Annotated in this window: 13 protein-coding genes; 11 read left to right on the top strand and 2 right to left on the bottom strand. The window is 74.0% G+C overall.

The features are described from left to right. Positions 1-5 precede the first annotated feature (5 nt). From IEZ31_RS52105 to IEZ31_RS52055, 11 genes are all read left to right on the top strand, one after another. Positions 6-584 carry a sugar transferase gene (locus IEZ31_RS52105; protein ID WP_190257632.1) on the top strand — a complete coding sequence of 193 codons (579 nt, stop codon included), beginning with the start codon at positions 6-8 and terminating at the stop codon, positions 582-584. Further along, the gene (locus tag IEZ31_RS52100; protein ID WP_190257617.1) at positions 581-1204 is read left to right on the top strand and encodes an acetyltransferase; all 624 of its coding nucleotides are present in this window, start codon (positions 581-583) and stop codon (positions 1202-1204) included. The genes IEZ31_RS52105 and IEZ31_RS52100 overlap by 4 nt, the downstream gene beginning before the upstream one ends. A 26-nt stretch (positions 1205-1230) precedes the next feature. Then, entirely contained in the window at positions 1231-2370 is a 1140-nt protein-coding gene (locus IEZ31_RS52095; protein ID WP_229837163.1) for a glycosyltransferase, read from the top strand. Next, the gene (locus IEZ31_RS52090) at positions 2367-3632 is read left to right on the top strand and encodes a lipopolysaccharide biosynthesis protein (protein ID WP_190257615.1); all 1266 of its coding nucleotides are present in this window, start codon (positions 2367-2369) and stop codon (positions 3630-3632) included. The genes IEZ31_RS52095 and IEZ31_RS52090 overlap by 4 nt, the downstream gene beginning before the upstream one ends. Then, on the top strand, positions 3622-4797 hold the full coding sequence (wzy, locus tag IEZ31_RS52085) for an O-antigen polysaccharide polymerase Wzy (RefSeq protein ID WP_190257614.1): 1176 nt from the start codon (positions 3622-3624) through the stop codon (positions 4795-4797). Before IEZ31_RS52090 ends, wzy begins: the two co-directional genes overlap by 11 nt. Continuing rightward, positions 4788-6011 (top strand): glycosyltransferase, encoded by a 1224-nt coding sequence (locus IEZ31_RS52080; protein WP_190257613.1) that lies wholly within the window; start codon positions 4788-4790, stop codon positions 6009-6011. Before wzy ends, IEZ31_RS52080 begins: the two co-directional genes overlap by 10 nt. Further along, a complete protein-coding gene (locus IEZ31_RS52075; RefSeq protein ID WP_190257612.1) occupies positions 5989-7749 on the top strand; it encodes a DUF4012 domain-containing protein in 1761 nt (586 codons plus the stop codon). Before IEZ31_RS52080 ends, IEZ31_RS52075 begins: the two co-directional genes overlap by 23 nt. An 82-nt stretch (positions 7750-7831) precedes the next feature. Beyond that, positions 7832-8572 carry a hypothetical protein gene (locus tag IEZ31_RS52070; protein WP_190257611.1) on the top strand — a complete coding sequence of 247 codons (741 nt, stop codon included), beginning with the start codon at positions 7832-7834 and terminating at the stop codon, positions 8570-8572. A 67-nt stretch (positions 8573-8639) separates the two neighbouring features. After that, positions 8640-9902: a nucleotide sugar dehydrogenase gene (locus IEZ31_RS52065; RefSeq protein WP_308429536.1), complete on the top strand. Its 1263-nt coding sequence runs from the start codon at positions 8640-8642 to the stop codon at positions 9900-9902. Positions 9903-10016: 114 nt separating this feature from the next. Further along, positions 10017-10412, top strand: a complete 396-nt coding sequence (locus tag IEZ31_RS52060) for a hypothetical protein (RefSeq protein WP_190257609.1) — start codon at positions 10017-10019, stop codon at positions 10410-10412. Continuing rightward, positions 10409-12205 (top strand): ArnT family glycosyltransferase, encoded by a 1797-nt coding sequence (locus IEZ31_RS52055; protein WP_190257608.1) that lies wholly within the window; start codon positions 10409-10411, stop codon positions 12203-12205. The genes IEZ31_RS52060 and IEZ31_RS52055 overlap by 4 nt, the downstream gene beginning before the upstream one ends. Positions 12206-12305: 100 nt before the next feature. Here IEZ31_RS52055 and IEZ31_RS52050 read toward each other — a convergent pair whose 3' ends face one another. Beyond that, positions 12306-13763, bottom strand: coding sequence for a hypothetical protein (locus IEZ31_RS52050; RefSeq protein WP_190257607.1), 1458 nt, complete (start codon positions 13761-13763; stop codon positions 12306-12308). Beyond that, positions 13760-14713 carry a glycosyltransferase family 2 protein gene (locus IEZ31_RS52045; RefSeq protein WP_229837162.1) on the bottom strand — a complete coding sequence of 318 codons (954 nt, stop codon included), beginning with the start codon at positions 14711-14713 and terminating at the stop codon, positions 13760-13762. The genes IEZ31_RS52050 and IEZ31_RS52045 overlap by 4 nt, the downstream gene beginning before the upstream one ends. Positions 14714-14853: the final 140 nt, after the last annotated feature.

The raw sequence follows: 14853 nt of genomic DNA, 5'->3' as shown, positions 1-14853 counted from the left end.
AGCGCATGCTGGACGTCGTCGGCGCGGGCGTCGCTGCGGTCGTGCTGGCCCCGGTGATCGCCGCGACCGCGGTCTTCGTGCGGCTGACCATGGGCGCGCCCGTGCTGTTCCGCCAGGAGCGGGCCGGCCGCGGCGGCGCGCCGTTCACGCTCGTGAAGTTCCGGTCGATGCGGTGCGCCGCGAACCCGGACCCGAGCACCGACGGCGAGCGGCTCACCAGGGCCGGGCGCTTCCTGCGGGCCAGCAGCCTCGACGAGCTGCCGGCGCTGTGGAACGTGCTGCGCGGCGACATGAGCCTGGTCGGGCCGCGGCCGCTGCCGGTGGCCTACCTCGACCGGTACACCGCCGAGCAGCGCCGCCGCCACGACGTGCGCCCCGGCATCACCGGCCTGGCCCAGGTCCGCGGGCGCAACGCGCTGAGCTGGCAGCAGAAGTTCGCCTACGACGTCGAGTACGTCGAGCGCCGCTCGCTCGCCCTCGACCTGCGCATCCTGGCCGAGACCGTGGGCACGGTGCTGCGCCGCGAGGGTATCGCCGCCGACGGTGTGGCGACCGCCCGCGAGTTCCAGGGCAGCCGGCCATGAGGACCGGGCTCGTCATCGTCGGCTGCGGCGGCCACGGCCGCGAGCTACTCATGATCGCCCGGGCGGCCGGGCTGCCGGTGCGCGGCTTCGTCGACGACGGGCCGAGCCAGCGCAACCTCGATCGGGTCGCGGCGCTCGGGGTGCCGTTCCTCGGGCCGACGTCGCGGCTGAGCGACGAGCGCCCGTCGATCGGCTACGTCATCGGCATCGGCGACCCGCGGATCCGTGCCCGCCTCGACGAGCGGCTGCGCCTGCACGGGCTGCCGGCCGCGAACCTGGTCCACCCGGCGGCCACGATCGGCGCCGACGCGGTCGTCGACGAGGGGTTCGTGGCGTTCGCCGGCGCGCGGGTCACCACGAACGTCCGCATCGGACGGCACGTACACCTCAACCAGAACGTCACCGTCGGCCACGACACCGAGCTGGCGGACTTCGTCCAGGTCAACCCGCTCGCCGCGATCTCCGGCGACTGCCGCATCGGCCCCGAGGTGCTCATCGGCACCACCGCCTGCGTGCTGCAGGGCCGGCGCGTCGGCGAGGGCGCGACGGTCGGCGCCGGCGCCTGCGTGACCCGCGACGTCGACCCCAAGGCGACCGTGAAGGGAGTCCCGGCCCGATGAGGGGTCCGGAGCGAAGCGGAGGGCGCATGAGGGTGGCCATGGTGATCAAGACCGACGAGGGCGGGCTGTGGACCCTGCCGCACCTCGACGAGTTGCGCGCCCGGGGACACGAGGCGGTCGCGGTGCTGCCCCCGGGGCACGAGGGGCGGCTGCGCAAGGCGCTGCACGACCGGGGCATCGAGGTGGTGCAGTCGGCGTTCGACTTCCGGTTCCGGCCGGGCCTGCGCGGGCTGCGCGGCCTGCTGGGGCTGCGCGCCCAGCTCAAGAGGCTGAACCCCGGCGTGCTGCACTACCACCTCTACGCGTCCGCGCTGGCGGTCCGGCTGGCCACGCTCGGCTGGGACGTGCCGAAGGTGCACATGGTCGCCGGCCCGCTCTACCTGGAGTCGCGCCTCATCCGGGCGGTCGAGCGGCTGCTGTGCCGGCTCGACACCGTGGTCATCGGCGGCAGCCGGCACACCGAGCGGCGCTACCGGGCGCTGGGCGCGTCCCGGACCACGGCGATCCCCTACGGCGTGGACGTCGAGCGGTTCAGCCCGCCGTCGCCGGCCTACCGCGCGGCCGGCCGCCGGGCGCTCGGCGTCACCGACGACACGTTCGTAGTCTGCATGGTCGCGTACGTCTACCCGCCGAAGCGGCTCACCCACCGCGGCCGCGGCATCAAGGGCCACGACGTGCTGCTGAAGGCCTGGCGGGAGTTCGCCCGGGAGCGCCCGGACTCCCGCCTGGTGCTGCTCGGCGGCGGCTTCGGCCCGGCCGGTGCGGCGTACAAACGGCAGCTGCAGGCGCTGTGCACCGAGACCGTCGACTGGTACGACTCGGTGCTCGACGTCCGCGACTGCTACGCCGCCGCCGACGTCAGCGTCAGCCCGTCGCTGTCGGAGAACCACGGCGCGGCGCTGGAGGCCGGCGCGATGGGCGTGCCGAGCATCGTCTCCGACGCGGGCGCGCTTCCGGAGACCGTCGACCCGGCGTCCGGCTGGCTGGTGCCGCGCGACGACGTGGCCGCGCTCGTCCAGGCGCTGCGCGAGGCCCACGACGAGTTCCGCGCCGGCACCCTGGCCGCGCGGGCGGCCCGGGCCCGCGAGCGGACCGTCGCCCGGTTCGCCCACGAGCCGGCCGCGCGGGCCGTTGCCGACCTGCTCGAACGGGTCCGAAGAGCATGACCGTCGTCCGCCACCGGGCGGTCACGGCCCGGAAACGCCCGTCCTTCGCCGGGAACGTCGGCTGGGGCCTCGCCGGCAACGCCGGCTACGCCCTGGCCCAGTGGCTGGTGCTCGTCGTCGTCGCGCGGCTGGGCACGCCGGCGATGGTCGGCGACTACGCGCTCGGCCTGGCCGTCGGCGCGCCCGTCATGCTGCTGGCCAACCTGTCGCTGCGCACGGTGCTGGTCACCGACCCGGCCGGCGAGCACCCGTTCCGCCGCTACCTGCGGGTGCGGCTGGTCGCCATGGGCGCCGCCCTGGTCGCGATCGGCGTCGTCGTCGTGCTGTTCGACCTGCCGGTCGCGGTCGTGCTGCTGGTCGGCCTGGCCAAGGCGTTCGACGGCGCCGGCGACATCTACCTCGGCCACCTCCAGCGCCACCACGACCAGCGCGGGGTCGCCCTGGCCCAGCTCGCCAACGGCGGGCTCACGATCGCCTTCACCGCGGCGCTGCTCTACGGCACCAGCAGCGTCGCCTGGGCCGCCGCCGGGTCGGCCGGCGCGTCGCTCATCGCCTGGCTGATGGTGGCCGCGCCGCTGGCCGGCCGCTGGTGGAACCGGCCCGACCCGGCGGCGCTCGTCCCGCGCCGGCACACGCACCGGGCCGCGGGCGGGGTGCCGGCCCTGCTGTGGACGGCGCTGCCGCTCGGCATCGCCTCCGGGATCACCTCGCTCACCGCGAACGTGCCGCGGTACGTGCTGCAGGACGACCTCGGAGCAGCCGCGCTCGGCGCGTTCGCGGCGGCCGGCTACCTGGTGCTGACCGGCAACGTGCTGTGCTCGGCGGTCGCGCAGACCCTGCTGCCCCGCCTCACCGAGCTGCGGGCGGCGGGCGCGCACGCCCGGTTCGAGGCGCTGGTCCGCCACGCGCTCATCGGCGTCGCCGTGGCCGGCGTGCTCGCAGTGTGGGCGGCCGACCTGTTCGGCCCGCGGGTGCTGCGGGCCGTCTACGGGCCGCAGTACGCCGGCCACGGCACCACGCTCACCGTGCTCACCGTCGCCACCGCGCTCGGCGCCGCCTGCTTCATGCTCGACGCGGCCCTCTCCGCGGTTCGGCGCTTCGCCGGCCAGCTCGCCGTCAACGCCGCCGTGCTCGCGGTCGCCGTCCTGGCCGCGCTGGTGCTCGTCCCGCGCTACGGCGTCACCGGCGCCGCGTGGGCCACGGCCGGCGCCGCCGCCGTCCACGCGCTGGCGAAGTGGGAGGTGCTGCGGCGTGCACTTTGACCCCTGGTACACGGTGGCGGCGGCCGGGCTGACCGTGCCGGTGCTGCTGCTCGTCGGGGGCCGCCGCGACCTGCTGGCCTACCTGGCCGCCTACTTCTTCGTCTTCGGCTTCGGGCCGGTCGTCAGCTACCTGCTCGGCGGCTCGATCTACTTCGGCACGAACACGATGCTCATCGGACAGGCGAGCCTCGGGCTGTTGCTCGCGTTCGCCGGCGTGCTCGCGGCGGGCCTGCTGGTGCGCCAGCGCCGCGACCTGCGCGACCCGTCGACGTCCATGGTGGACCATCATTATCCGCTGGTACCGGTGGTGCTGGCCGCCCTGACACTGTACGCGGCCGGTGTGCTGATCCTCGGGGGGAGCGGCTTCCTGGCCGGCACCAAGCTCGATCGGATCGGCGTCGCCGGCCCGGGCCACTACGACTACCTGCTGCTGGAGATGCTCGCCTGCAGCCTGTACTTCCTGGCCGCCCGCACCAGCGTCGGCCGCTTCGCGTACCGGCTCAACCTGGTGCTCTACGTCGTCTACTGCCTCACGACCGGCGAGCGCGACTTCGTCTTCGTGCTCTTCGCGCTGATCCTGCACCGGGACCTGACCAGCGGCCGGTCGATGACCCGGCCGATCGTCGCCGGGATCGCGCTGCTGTTCGGCGCCACCGTCCTCTTCGGACTGCGGGGCGGTGGCCCGACCGACGCGGGCCAGCTGCTCAACCAGGGCTCGGTGCTCTTCGTCGACACGTGGGTGATGACCCACGTCCCCTCCGTCGACCCGTACCAGCACGGCGCCTCGTACCTGCACGCGCTGGTCAACCTGGTGCCCGGCCAGCCGCAGGTGCCGCTGTCCGAGTGGCTCGTCGACCGCTACGCGCCGGGCAGCGACTCCGGCTACGGCTTCTCGCTCACCGGCGAGGCGTACCTCAACTTCGGCCTCGCCGGCATCCCGGTGCTCTTCGCCGGGCTCACGCTGGTGCACCGGCTGCTGCTGAACCGGATCGACCGCGCGCCGGTCTACGCCTACCTCAGCCTGCTGTTCACGGTCGCCTGGATGTACGGCTTCCGCGGGGAAAGCGCGTCGCTGCTCAAGACGATCGTCTACGGGCTGGTCTTCTACGGGGTCGTCCGGCTGGTCTCCGTGCAGGCCCGCGAGGCGGTTCCGACGTGCGCCTAGTGGTCAGCACCGAGCAGCGTTACGTGCGCACGCCCGACGGCCGGGTGTGGACGACCACCGGCGCCGCGAACGCGTTCTGGCAGCGATACCGGACGGTTTTTGATCATGTCCGGGTCGTGGCGCGGGTGCAGGAGCGCACCGGGCGCCCGCCCGAGGCGCAGCGCGTCGACGGCGACGGTGTCGAGGTGCACGCGGTGCCGCACTACGTCGGGCCGTTGCAGTACCTCCGCAGCCTGCGCCGCGTCCGGGCGGCCCTGCGCTCGTGTCTGGCCCCCGGCGACGCGGTGCTGCTGCGGGTGCCGTCGGCCATCGGCTCGCTGCTGCACCGGCGGCTGCGGCGTTCGCGGCGCGCTTTCGCGCTGGAGGTCGTCGGCGACCCGCACGACGTGTTCGCCCCCGGCGCCCTGCGGCATCCGCTGCGGCCGGTGCTGCGGTCCTGGTTCACCGCTCGGCTGCGGGCCCAGTGCCGCAGCGCCTCCGCGGTCGCCTACGTCACCGAGCGCGCGCTGCAGGCCCGCTACCCGGCCGCCACCGGGGCGGTGACCGCCGCCTACTCCAGCATCCAGCTCGACCCGGACGCGTTCGTCGACCGCCCGCGCCCGGCCGGCGCGCCGAAGGTCGCCGTCCGGCTGGTCTCCGTCGGCTCGCTCGAGACGCCGTACAAGGGGATCGACACGCTCGTCGAGGCGCTGCCGATGCTGGTGCGGGCCGGGCTGGAGGCGCACCTGGTCCACCTCGGCGACGGCCGCTGCCGGGCCGGCCTGGAGCGGCTGGTCCGCGACCGGCGGCTCGGCGGCCGGGTCGCCTTCGCCGGTGCCGTGCCGTCCGGGCCGGCGGTGCGGCGGTACCTCGACGACGCCGACCTCTTCGTGCTGCCCTCGCGCACCGAGGGGCTGCCCCGGGCGCTCATCGAGGCGATGGCCCGCGCCCTGCCGGCGATCGGCACCCGGGTCGGCGGCACCCCCGAGCTCCTCTCCGGTGCGCACCTGGTGCCGCCGGGCGATCCGGTGGCCCTCGCGTACGCGATCACCGCGCTGGTCGCCGACCCGCGGGCGATGGCGGCCGCGTCCGCCCGCAACCTGGCCCGGGCCGGCCACTACGCGGCGGACGCGCTGGAGCGGCGCCGGACCGGCTTCTACCGCGCGCTGCGCGTGCTCACCGCCCCCGATCGAGTGGAGGAGGTGGTCGGCGGTGCCGACCAGACGTTCGGGTAGGCGCAAGGCGCTCCTCGGCGCGGTGGTGTTCGTGCTCGTCGTGGGCGGGGTGGGGCTGCGGCTGCTGACCGTGGCGTCGTCCGCGGCCGGGCACCTGCAGCGCGCGGCGGCGCTCGCCGGGGAGCTGGAGACCCAGCTGCGGGCCGGTGACCTGCGGGCGGCCCGGGAGACGGCGGCCGACCTGCGCCGGCAGACCGGCGCGGCCCACGCCGACACCCGCGGGCCGAGCTGGTGGCTGGGCAGCTCGCTGCCGGTGGCGGGCGACGACCTCGACGCGGTGTCGGCGGTCGCGGCGGCCGTCGACGCGCTGGCCGATCGGGTGCTGCCGCCGATGCTGGACGCCGCCGACGGTCTGTCTGCTACCGCCCGGCAGGAACCTTCCGGCCTGTCGCGGATCCGGGAGGCCGCACCGCGGATCGCGGCGGCCGTCAACGTCGCCCGGGACGCCCGGGCCCGGCTCGGCGCGGTCGACCAGGACGGCCTCGACCCACGGGTCCGCGCCGCCGTCCGGCAGGTGATCGCCGGCCTTGACCGGGTGGCGCCCCTGCTGCCGGCCGCCGCCCGGGCCGCGTCGTTGCTGCCGGCGTTGCTGGGCGTCGACGGCCCCCGCACCTACCTCGTGCTGTTCCAGAACCTGGCCGAGGTGCGTGCGACCGGCGGCATGCCCGGCGCCTTCGTGGTGCTCAGGGCCGACCACGGCGCGATCGGCATCGTCGAGCAGGGCACGGCGGCGGCCACGCTCGGCACGTTCCCGGCCCCGGTGCTGCCGCTCGACCCCGACCAGGAGGAGCTGCACACCGACCGGCTCGGGCGCTTCCCGGCCGACGTGAACCTCACGCCGGACTTCCCGACCGCGGCGGCGCTGGCCCGGGAGATGTACCGCGTCCGCTCCGGCGTGTCGGTCGACGGCGTGTTCGCCACCGACCCGGTCGCGCTGTCGTACCTGCTGCGGGCGACCGGCCCGGTGCCGGTGCCGTCGGGCCCCGCCCTCACCGCCGAGAACGCGGTCCGGCAGCTGCTTTCCCAGGTGTACCTGACGATCGGCGCGGAGACGGACCAGGACGCCTACTTCGCCGGCGCGGCGCGGGCCGTCTTCGACCGCCTGGTCACCCGGACGCCCGTCGGCGCCGACCTGTACCAGGCCCTGAGTCGCGCGGCGGGGGAGCGGCGGCTGCTGGCCTGGAGCGCCCGTCCGGAGGAGCAGGAGGCGATCGCCGGGGCGGTGTTCGCCGGCACGCTGCCCGCGGACGACGGCGACCGGCCGACCGTCGGCGTGTTCCTCAACGACGGCACCGGGGCGAAGCTCGGCTACTACCTGACCCGGTCGGTCGAGCTGAGCGTCGGGCCGTGCCTGGAGGACGGCTCGCGGCAGCTCGGCCTGGTCGTGACGCTGGGCTCGAACGCGCCCCGCGCCGGGCTGCCGCGCAGCGTGCTCGGCCTCGGCCTGGCCGGGGCGTACACCGTGCGGACCAACGTGATGGTGTACGCGCCGACGGGCGGGACTCCGGTCGCGGCCGTGCAGGACGGGGTGCCGGTCGACTTCGGTACCGGCGACGACAAGGGCCGCACGGTCGCGGTCCTCACCGTCGACCTCGCCCCGGGCGCCCGCAGCACGGTGAAGCTCGCCCTGATCACCGGTCCGCTGCACGGCGGGCGGGTCACGCCGCGGCTGGTGACCACGCCCGGCATCGGCCCGTGGGCGGTCCAGGTGCGGCCCGGCGAGGCGTGCTCGAAGTGAAAGTTGCGCTTAGTCCGAATCACCCCTATCGGGTGGATTTGCGGGTTAACGTGAGATCCGGGGAGACGAGAGGGAGCCAGCAATGCGAGCTCGAACAGCATCCGCACTGACCGCCGCCGCCGGCGCCATCGTCGCCGCGGCCGTCCTCGGCGCACCGACCGCCGCGCAAGCCGAGCCGGAAGGCCACCACCCGGGTGGCGCCGCCGCCCAGAACGCCGCCCAGAACGCGGCCTACCCGGCGCCGGATCCGGCCATCCGGGTCAGCTCGGCCTCGATCGCACCGGGCGACGCCGTGCGCCTCTCCGGGCGCCGATTCCTGCCCGGCGAGCCGATCTCGATCAGCGTCAAGTACCGCATCACGCCGAACTCCGGCACGTACGACAACCCGTGGGGCGTGAGCATCAAGGGCGACCGGCGCGCCGACGACAACGGCAAGTTCTCGGCGAAGGTGCGGCTGAGCCTGCCCGGCTACGCCCGGATCCGGGTCACCGGCAAGAAGTCCGGCGAGTCGGCCGCGGTCACCGTGCGCGTGCTCGCCTGGCGCGGCTACTCGTTCGGCGGCGACGACTTCTTCGCCGGCACGCCGCTGGGCAACCCGGCGCGGTACGACGGCCACGACGCCGACCGTCCGGCCCGCTTCTTCGGGCCGTTCTGGGGCGGCTGGTCGCCGTTGCGGCTGTCGGCGTCCGAGAGCGGTCTCGTCGCCGGCGCCGCCGAGACCCAGCAGCACAAGACCTACGGCGCCGAGGCGGTCGCCGGCCTGCTCGGCCTGACCGCCCTGGTCGGCAGCACCCTCCTGACGCGCCGCCGCCGCACGCCGTAACCATCACCGCGTTCGACCCGCCGGCCCGCCGCGCCGGCGGGTCGAGTGTTCCCACCTTAGGATGATCATGGGCAAAGTCGTCATCATCGGGCAGGGCTACGTCGGCCTGCCACTGGCCATCCGAGCGGTCGAAGCGGGCGACGACGTCGTCGGCCTCGACACCGACACCGACCGCGTCAAGGCCCTCGGCGCCGGACTGTCCTTCGTGGAGGACATCCCCGACGCGCGGCTCGCGCGGGCGCTGGAGACCGGGCGGTACCGGCCCAGCGACGACTACGCCGACGCGGCCGGCTTCGACGTGTGCGCGATCACGGTGCCGACGCCGCTCACCGACGGCGTGCCCGACATCAGCCACATCGAGCAGGCCGCGCTGCAGCTCGCGCCGCACCTGCGGGCCGGCTGCACGGTCATCCTCGAGTCGACGACCTACCCCGGCACCACCGAGCAGGTGCTGCGGCCGCTGCTGGAGCACGCGAGCGGCCTGCGCACCCCCGACGACTTCTACCTCGGCTACAGCCCCGAGCGCATCGACCCGGGCAACCCGACCTGGCACCTGGACAACACGCCGAAGCTGGTCTCCGGCATCGACGAGCGGTCGCTGGCCGCCACCGCCGGCTTCTACCAGCGGTTCGTGCAGCGGGTGGTGCCGGTCTCGGCGCCGCGCACGGCCGAGCTCACCAAGCTCTTCGAGAACACGTTCCGGCACATCAACATCGCGCTCGTCAACGAGCTGGCGATCGTGGCCAACCAGCTCGGCGTGGACGTCCGCGAGGCGATCGGTGCCGCGGCGACGAAGCCGTTCGGTTTCATGGCGTTCGACCCGGGGCCCGGCGTCGGCGGGCACTGCCTGCCGATCGACCCCTCGTACCTCTCGTGGCAGGTGAAGCGGGAGGTCGGGCAGCGGTTCCGGTTCATCGAGCTGGCGAACGACGTCAACGAGGGGATGCCGCGGTACGTGGTGCAGCGGCTGACGGCCGGGCTGAACACCCGGTTCAAGCCGGTCAACGGCAGCCGCGTCCTGCTGCTCGGCCTCGCCTACAAGAGCAACGTCGGGGACCTGCGCGAGTCGCCGGCCCGGGCGGTCGCCGAGCTGCTGGTCGACCTCGGCGCCGACGTCCGGGCCGTCGAGCCGCACGCCTCGCCCCGGGACGTCGGCACGCTGGGTGGCGTGACGCTGGTCGATCTCAACGCGGTCGAGATCATGGCGGCCGACGCGGTCGTGCTGCTCACCGACCACGACGACTTCGACTACGCGCTCGTCGAGGAGCACGCGCGGTACATCTTCGACACCCGCAACCGCTGCAGCGGGCGAGTGGTCGAGCGCCTCTAACCCCTCCCTTTTGCGTCGATCTTGCAGTTGTGGTGCCGCGACACTCCGGTCTTGTCCGGGTTTGTCAGGCACCACAGGTGCAAGATCGACGCGGGTTAGCGGTACGGTGACGCGGTGCGGACTATCGGGGTCACCGCGCTGCTGCTGCTCGGCGTCGCCGGGCTGCTGACCATCGCCGTGCGCGGCGCGCTGCACGACCGCCACCAGACACGCGGGACGGTGACCGTCACCGGCTGCAGCTTCGAGGCCTACGGTCGCCACGGCGACACCTACCGCTGCCACGGCCGGTTCACCGGCCCCTTCGACGTGGCCGCGGTGTCGTTCACAAATCTGGGTGACCTGCCGGCCGGCGCCACCGTCGCGGCGACGGTCTCCGGCCCCGGTGACGACACCGCCGACCTGGTCAGTGAGGGGTACTGGCGGCTGGTCCTCACCCTCGGGGGGTCCCTGGTGCTGTTGGGGCTCGTGGTGGCCCTCTGGCGAGCACGGTCGGGTACGTTAGCCCGGTGATCGTCGCGCCGACCCGACTGGCGTTGATCCGCGCCGGGATCGTCGTCGCCGTGGTGGCCGTGCTGACGGTCGAGGGACTGTCCCTTTTCGACGCATTGCACCGCGTTTCCGTGGTGGTCCTCTGGCTGCTCGTCCTCGGTCTCGCGGCCGTCGCGTTCCGCCGCGCCCGCCCGGCCTGGCGCCCGTTCTGGCGCGACCTCGGGCTGCTGGAGCGGCTGATGGTGGTCGCGCTCGGCGGATTCTTTCTCGTCGATCTTGTCGTCGCCGTCGTCGCGCCGCCGAACAACTTCGACTCGCAGACCTACCACCTGCCGAAGATCGAGCACTGGGTCGCGCAGGGCAACGTCGACTTCTACCCGACGATCGCCGATCGGCAGCTGGCGATGGCTCCCGGCGCCGAGTACCTGCTGCTGCACCTGCGGCTGCTGACCGGCGGCGACGCGCTGTACAACCTGGTGCAGCTGGCCGCCGGCGTCGGCGGCGCGCTGATCGCGTCCCGGATCGCGGCGCAGCTGGGCGGTGCGCGGCGGGCGCAGCTGCTGGCGGCGCTCGTCTTCGGTACCGCACCCATGGTCCTGCTGGAGGCGACGAGCACTCAGACCGACCTGGTGGTCGCCCTCTGGGTCGGCGCCGTGGCCACGCTGGTGCTCGACGAGCTGCACCGCCGCACCCCGTGGCCGGCGGTGCTGCTGATCGGCGCCGCCGCCGGCCTGACCCTGCTGACCAAGGCGACGGGCCTGCTGGCCGCGGGCCCGTTGCTGGCTGTGTGGTGCATCGCCCAGCTCAGGCGGGGTGCGCTGCGCGGCGTGCTGGGCGGCCTCGCCTTGGTGGCCTGCATGGCGCTGCTGTCCGGCCCGTACCTCTGGCGGGTCCAGACCACGTACGAGAACCCGCTGGGCCCGGACCACCTGCGCGGCTCGATCTCGATGCAGCGCCACGATCCGGCCGCGGTGCTGATCAACGCGCTGCGCATCAGCGAGACGGCGCTGCAGACCCCGCTGGGCCCGGTGGGCTCGGGCGCGATCGTCGGCCTGGCCGACGCGCTGGGCGTGGACCCGTCCGGCCGCGACATCACGTACTGGGGCGCGACCTACCCGTACCGCTCCTGGCCACCGGACGAGGACCGCGTCTCCTTCCCGATTCAGGGCGCCCTGGTGCTGCTGGGCGCGGCGGTCCTGCTGTTCCGCCGCGGCGGCCCCCGCCTGTACGCCGCCCTCTTCTGGGTGGCCGTCCTCGCCTACGTGGTGACGGTGAAGTGGCAGCCGTGGGGCAACCGCCTCATCCTGTTCCTCCTGCTGATGGGTGCCCCGCTGGCGGCACTGTGGGTGGACCCGCTCCTGTCGAACCGCCGCCGCGTCGTCTCCTGGACCATGACGGGCGTCCTGGCGGCCGGCGCGCTGGCGGGGGCGGCCGCGGTGTCGGTCGGCTTCCCGCGCCGCCTGGTCGGCCAGGACAACATCTTCACCACGCCGGAGCTGGAGCAGCGCTTCGTCCGCCGCCCGGCGTGGCAGGCCGACTACACGACGGCGGCCGATGCGGTCCGCGCGGCGGGCGCGCACCGGATCGGCCTGGTGCAGGGCTACAACACCTGGGAGTACCCGTGGTGGGTCCTCCTCCCGGACCGCGACTTCGTGTCGCTGCAGTCCCTGCAGCCCGACCGCCCGGCGGCGTCGATCGACAGCGTCGACGCGGTGCTGTGCATGGAGCCGCCGAAGGGTTGCGACTTCTACGTCCCGTCGGCCTGGCCCGGCGGCCAGGCGGGCGAGGTGACCTGGGCCATCCGCCCCCGCTGACCCGTTCAGCTGCGTCGATCTTGCACTTGTGGTGCCGAGGCTCTCCCAAGATGTCCCACTTTGGGAGGCACCACAACTGCAAGATCGACGCGGTGAGGGGTTAGGGGAGGGCGGGCTCGGCCGGGCTGGGCACCGGCTCGACCGGGGCGGCGTCGGGGTCCGAGCGGCGCACCGCCAGCGTCTCGCCGGCCACCAGCACCAGCCAGATGGCGCCGTTCGTGCCGCCCAGCACCCAGTCCTCGGTCGCGATCGTGGGGACCGCCGCCGCGGCGGCCACCGTGAACCACAGGGCCGGCATCGAGCCGTCGGGGCGGCGGCGGGCGGCGTGCCACAGCAGCAGGGCCAGGCCCAGGCCGAACGCGGCCGCGCCCAGGACGCCGCCGCGGCGGAAGGCACCGACCGCGGCGTTGTCGGTGTTGAGCTGGCGGCGCGGGCCCTCGGGCGGGTTGCCGTCGTCGAGGCGCTCGACCACGGCGCGGGAGGTGCGGGCGTCGCCGAAGGCCTTCTCGGCCCAGCCGGCGCCCTTCCAGTCGACCCAGACCTGGCGCCAGGTGTCGGTGCGGCCGCTGGTGACGTCGCCGCCGCCGTTGTTGAAGCGGTCCTTGAAGATGAACTGGCTGCCGCCGCCGACCGTGAACACGATCGCCAGCACGACGAACGGGGTCGCCATCGCGATCCAGGCGGACCGGCCGCGCTCGGCATCGGCGTGCCGGCGCCACAGGGTCACCGCGGCGTAGAGCACCGCGGCCGCGGTGGCGAAGACGAAGCCGGTGCGGGAGTCGCTGATGGAGAGCACGAGGGCGGCGAGGGCGGCCACGCCGAACCGCTGCCAGGCGGCGAACGCGCGGTCGAAGCCGATCCGGATGCCGGCGATGACCATGAACCCGGCGAGGGAGTTCGGGTGGTAGTACAGCCCGGGGCCGCCCCAGAAGCGGTCCGTCATCAAGCGGGCCGAGGCGTTGTCGGGGATCGCGTGCCGGGCGTCGAAGAGGCTGCCCGCGCCGGTCAGCAGCAGGGCCGCGATGCCCAGCAGGATCGCGGCCGCGATGCCGACGCTGAGGTCCTTGCGCTTCTTCGACGTGATGGCGACGATCGCCAGCACCGCCAGGGTGAACACCCCGGCGTAGGCCACCCGCTGCCCGGCCACCTTGGGGTGGGCCACGAGCAGGGCGCCCAGGATGCCGAAGAACCAGTAGGCCAGGCCCAGCCAGGCGGCGCCGAGGCGGGGGAGCGAGCGGCTGTTGGCCAGCCACGGCCACGCCCACACGGCGAAGACGACGACCTCCACCCCGAGGACCGCCCAGATGATGATCGGCCGGTCGGTGGAGGTCCAGGTGAGCATGCCGGCCAGCACGAACAGGCCGCCGAGCACGCCACCCTGCAGCGACAGGCCCGGCAGGCTGAGCGCCAGGCCCGCCACGGCCATCGCGATGAGCGCCGCGGCGAACGCGGCGGCGGACTGGCCGAAGGAGTCGGTGCGGCCGTACTCCAGACCGGCCGCCAGCAGCGCGACGACCACCGACACGGCGGCGAACGTCAGCAGGCGGGCCCGGGTCATTGCGCGGTCGCGCCCTTGTCGCGCTGGCGGCTCAGGAAGAAGTCGCGCACGATCCGGCGCGGGCCGGCCGGGACCAGCCACACCTGCAGGAACGTCACGTAGTCGTGGAAGCTCGGCTTGCCGTGCCGCCGCGCCTCGCGTAGCAGGTCGAAGAAGACCCGCGGGCTGCGGCTCGCCGCGGCCATCGAGCCGACCACGCTCATCGCCAGCGCCGCGTAGGCGCGCGGGGTCACCCGCGGCCGGGTCTGCTGCAGCCACTCCAGCGACTGTTTCCACGGCGCGTCGAAGCTGATCCGGGGACGGTTCTCGTCCGCATACCAGACCACGAGCGGCTCTTCGGCGTAGATGAGGTCGACGCCCTCCTCCTGCAGGCTGCGGAGGGTCCAGTCGAGCTCCTGCAGGCGGCGCAGCCCGACGGCGAACGGCACCTTCCTGAGCAGGGCGGTCGGCGCCATGATCGTCGACGTCTGGATGAACCCGTCGCCGTGGAAGAAGCCGTGGCGCACCGCGAGGTACTCACTGATCGGCTCGCCGGGCGCCGGCACCCGGCGCGGCATGATCAGCTCGGCGCGCGGCGTGCGCATGTAGAGCCGGCTGCCGACGATGGGCAGCGGCACGTCGGCGGCCCGGGCCCGGGCCAGCTGGGTGGCGAGCTTCTCCGGCAGCCACTCGTCGTCGTCGTCCAGGAACGCGACCCAGTCGGCGTTCGCCGCGTCGACGCCGTGGTTGCGTGCTGCCGGGGCGCCGCCGGACGCCGGCAGCTCGATCGGGCGGATCCGCTCGTCGCCGATCGCCTTCAGCGCTGCAACCGTGGCCTGGTCCGGCCCGTCAATGATGACGACGACCTCGATCTCCCGCACGGTCTGGGCAAGTGCGCTGCGCACGGCGCGCACGACCAGCTCGGGTCGGTTGCGGGTCGGGATGACGACACTGACCTCGGGTCTTTGCACGATGACCAATCCGTCTCGGTTTTCTAGCTCCGTGGCGGTTTTGTGGGGGGTTCCCACCCCACACCCCCATGCGTCGCTTCGCGCCGCACAAGAGCTGTTTCTAGCTCCGCAGCCTGACGGCCGCGGTTTTGTGGGGGGTT

It is taken from the genome of Dactylosporangium sucinum (genome assembly GCF_014647515.1).
In the GTDB taxonomy this organism is placed as follows: Bacteria; Actinomycetota; Actinomycetes; order Mycobacteriales; family Micromonosporaceae; genus Dactylosporangium; species Dactylosporangium sucinum.
This window is presented reverse-complemented; position numbering and strand designations above follow the sequence as displayed.

Excerpts from the sequence above, each read along its gene's own strand:
- IEZ31_RS52105 (WP_190257632.1), top strand. The coding sequence starts at position 6 with ATGCTGGACGTCGTCGGCGCGGGCGTCGCTGCGGTCGTGCTGGCCCCG.
- IEZ31_RS52100 (WP_190257617.1), top strand. The coding sequence starts at position 581 with ATGAGGACCGGGCTCGTCATCGTCGGCTGCGGCGGCCACGGCCGCGAG.
- IEZ31_RS52095 (WP_229837163.1), top strand. The coding sequence starts at position 1,231 with ATGAGGGTGGCCATGGTGATCAAGACCGACGAGGGCGGGCTGTGGACC.
- IEZ31_RS52090 (WP_190257615.1), top strand. The coding sequence starts at position 2,367 with ATGACCGTCGTCCGCCACCGGGCGGTCACGGCCCGGAAACGCCCGTCC.
- IEZ31_RS52070 (WP_190257611.1), top strand. The coding sequence starts at position 7,832 with ATGCGAGCTCGAACAGCATCCGCACTGACCGCCGCCGCCGGCGCCATC.
- IEZ31_RS52065 (WP_308429536.1), top strand. The coding sequence starts at position 8,640 with ATGGGCAAAGTCGTCATCATCGGGCAGGGCTACGTCGGCCTGCCACTG.
- IEZ31_RS52050 (WP_190257607.1), bottom strand. The coding sequence starts at position 13,763 with ATGACCCGGGCCCGCCTGCTGACGTTCGCCGCCGTGTCGGTGGTCGTC.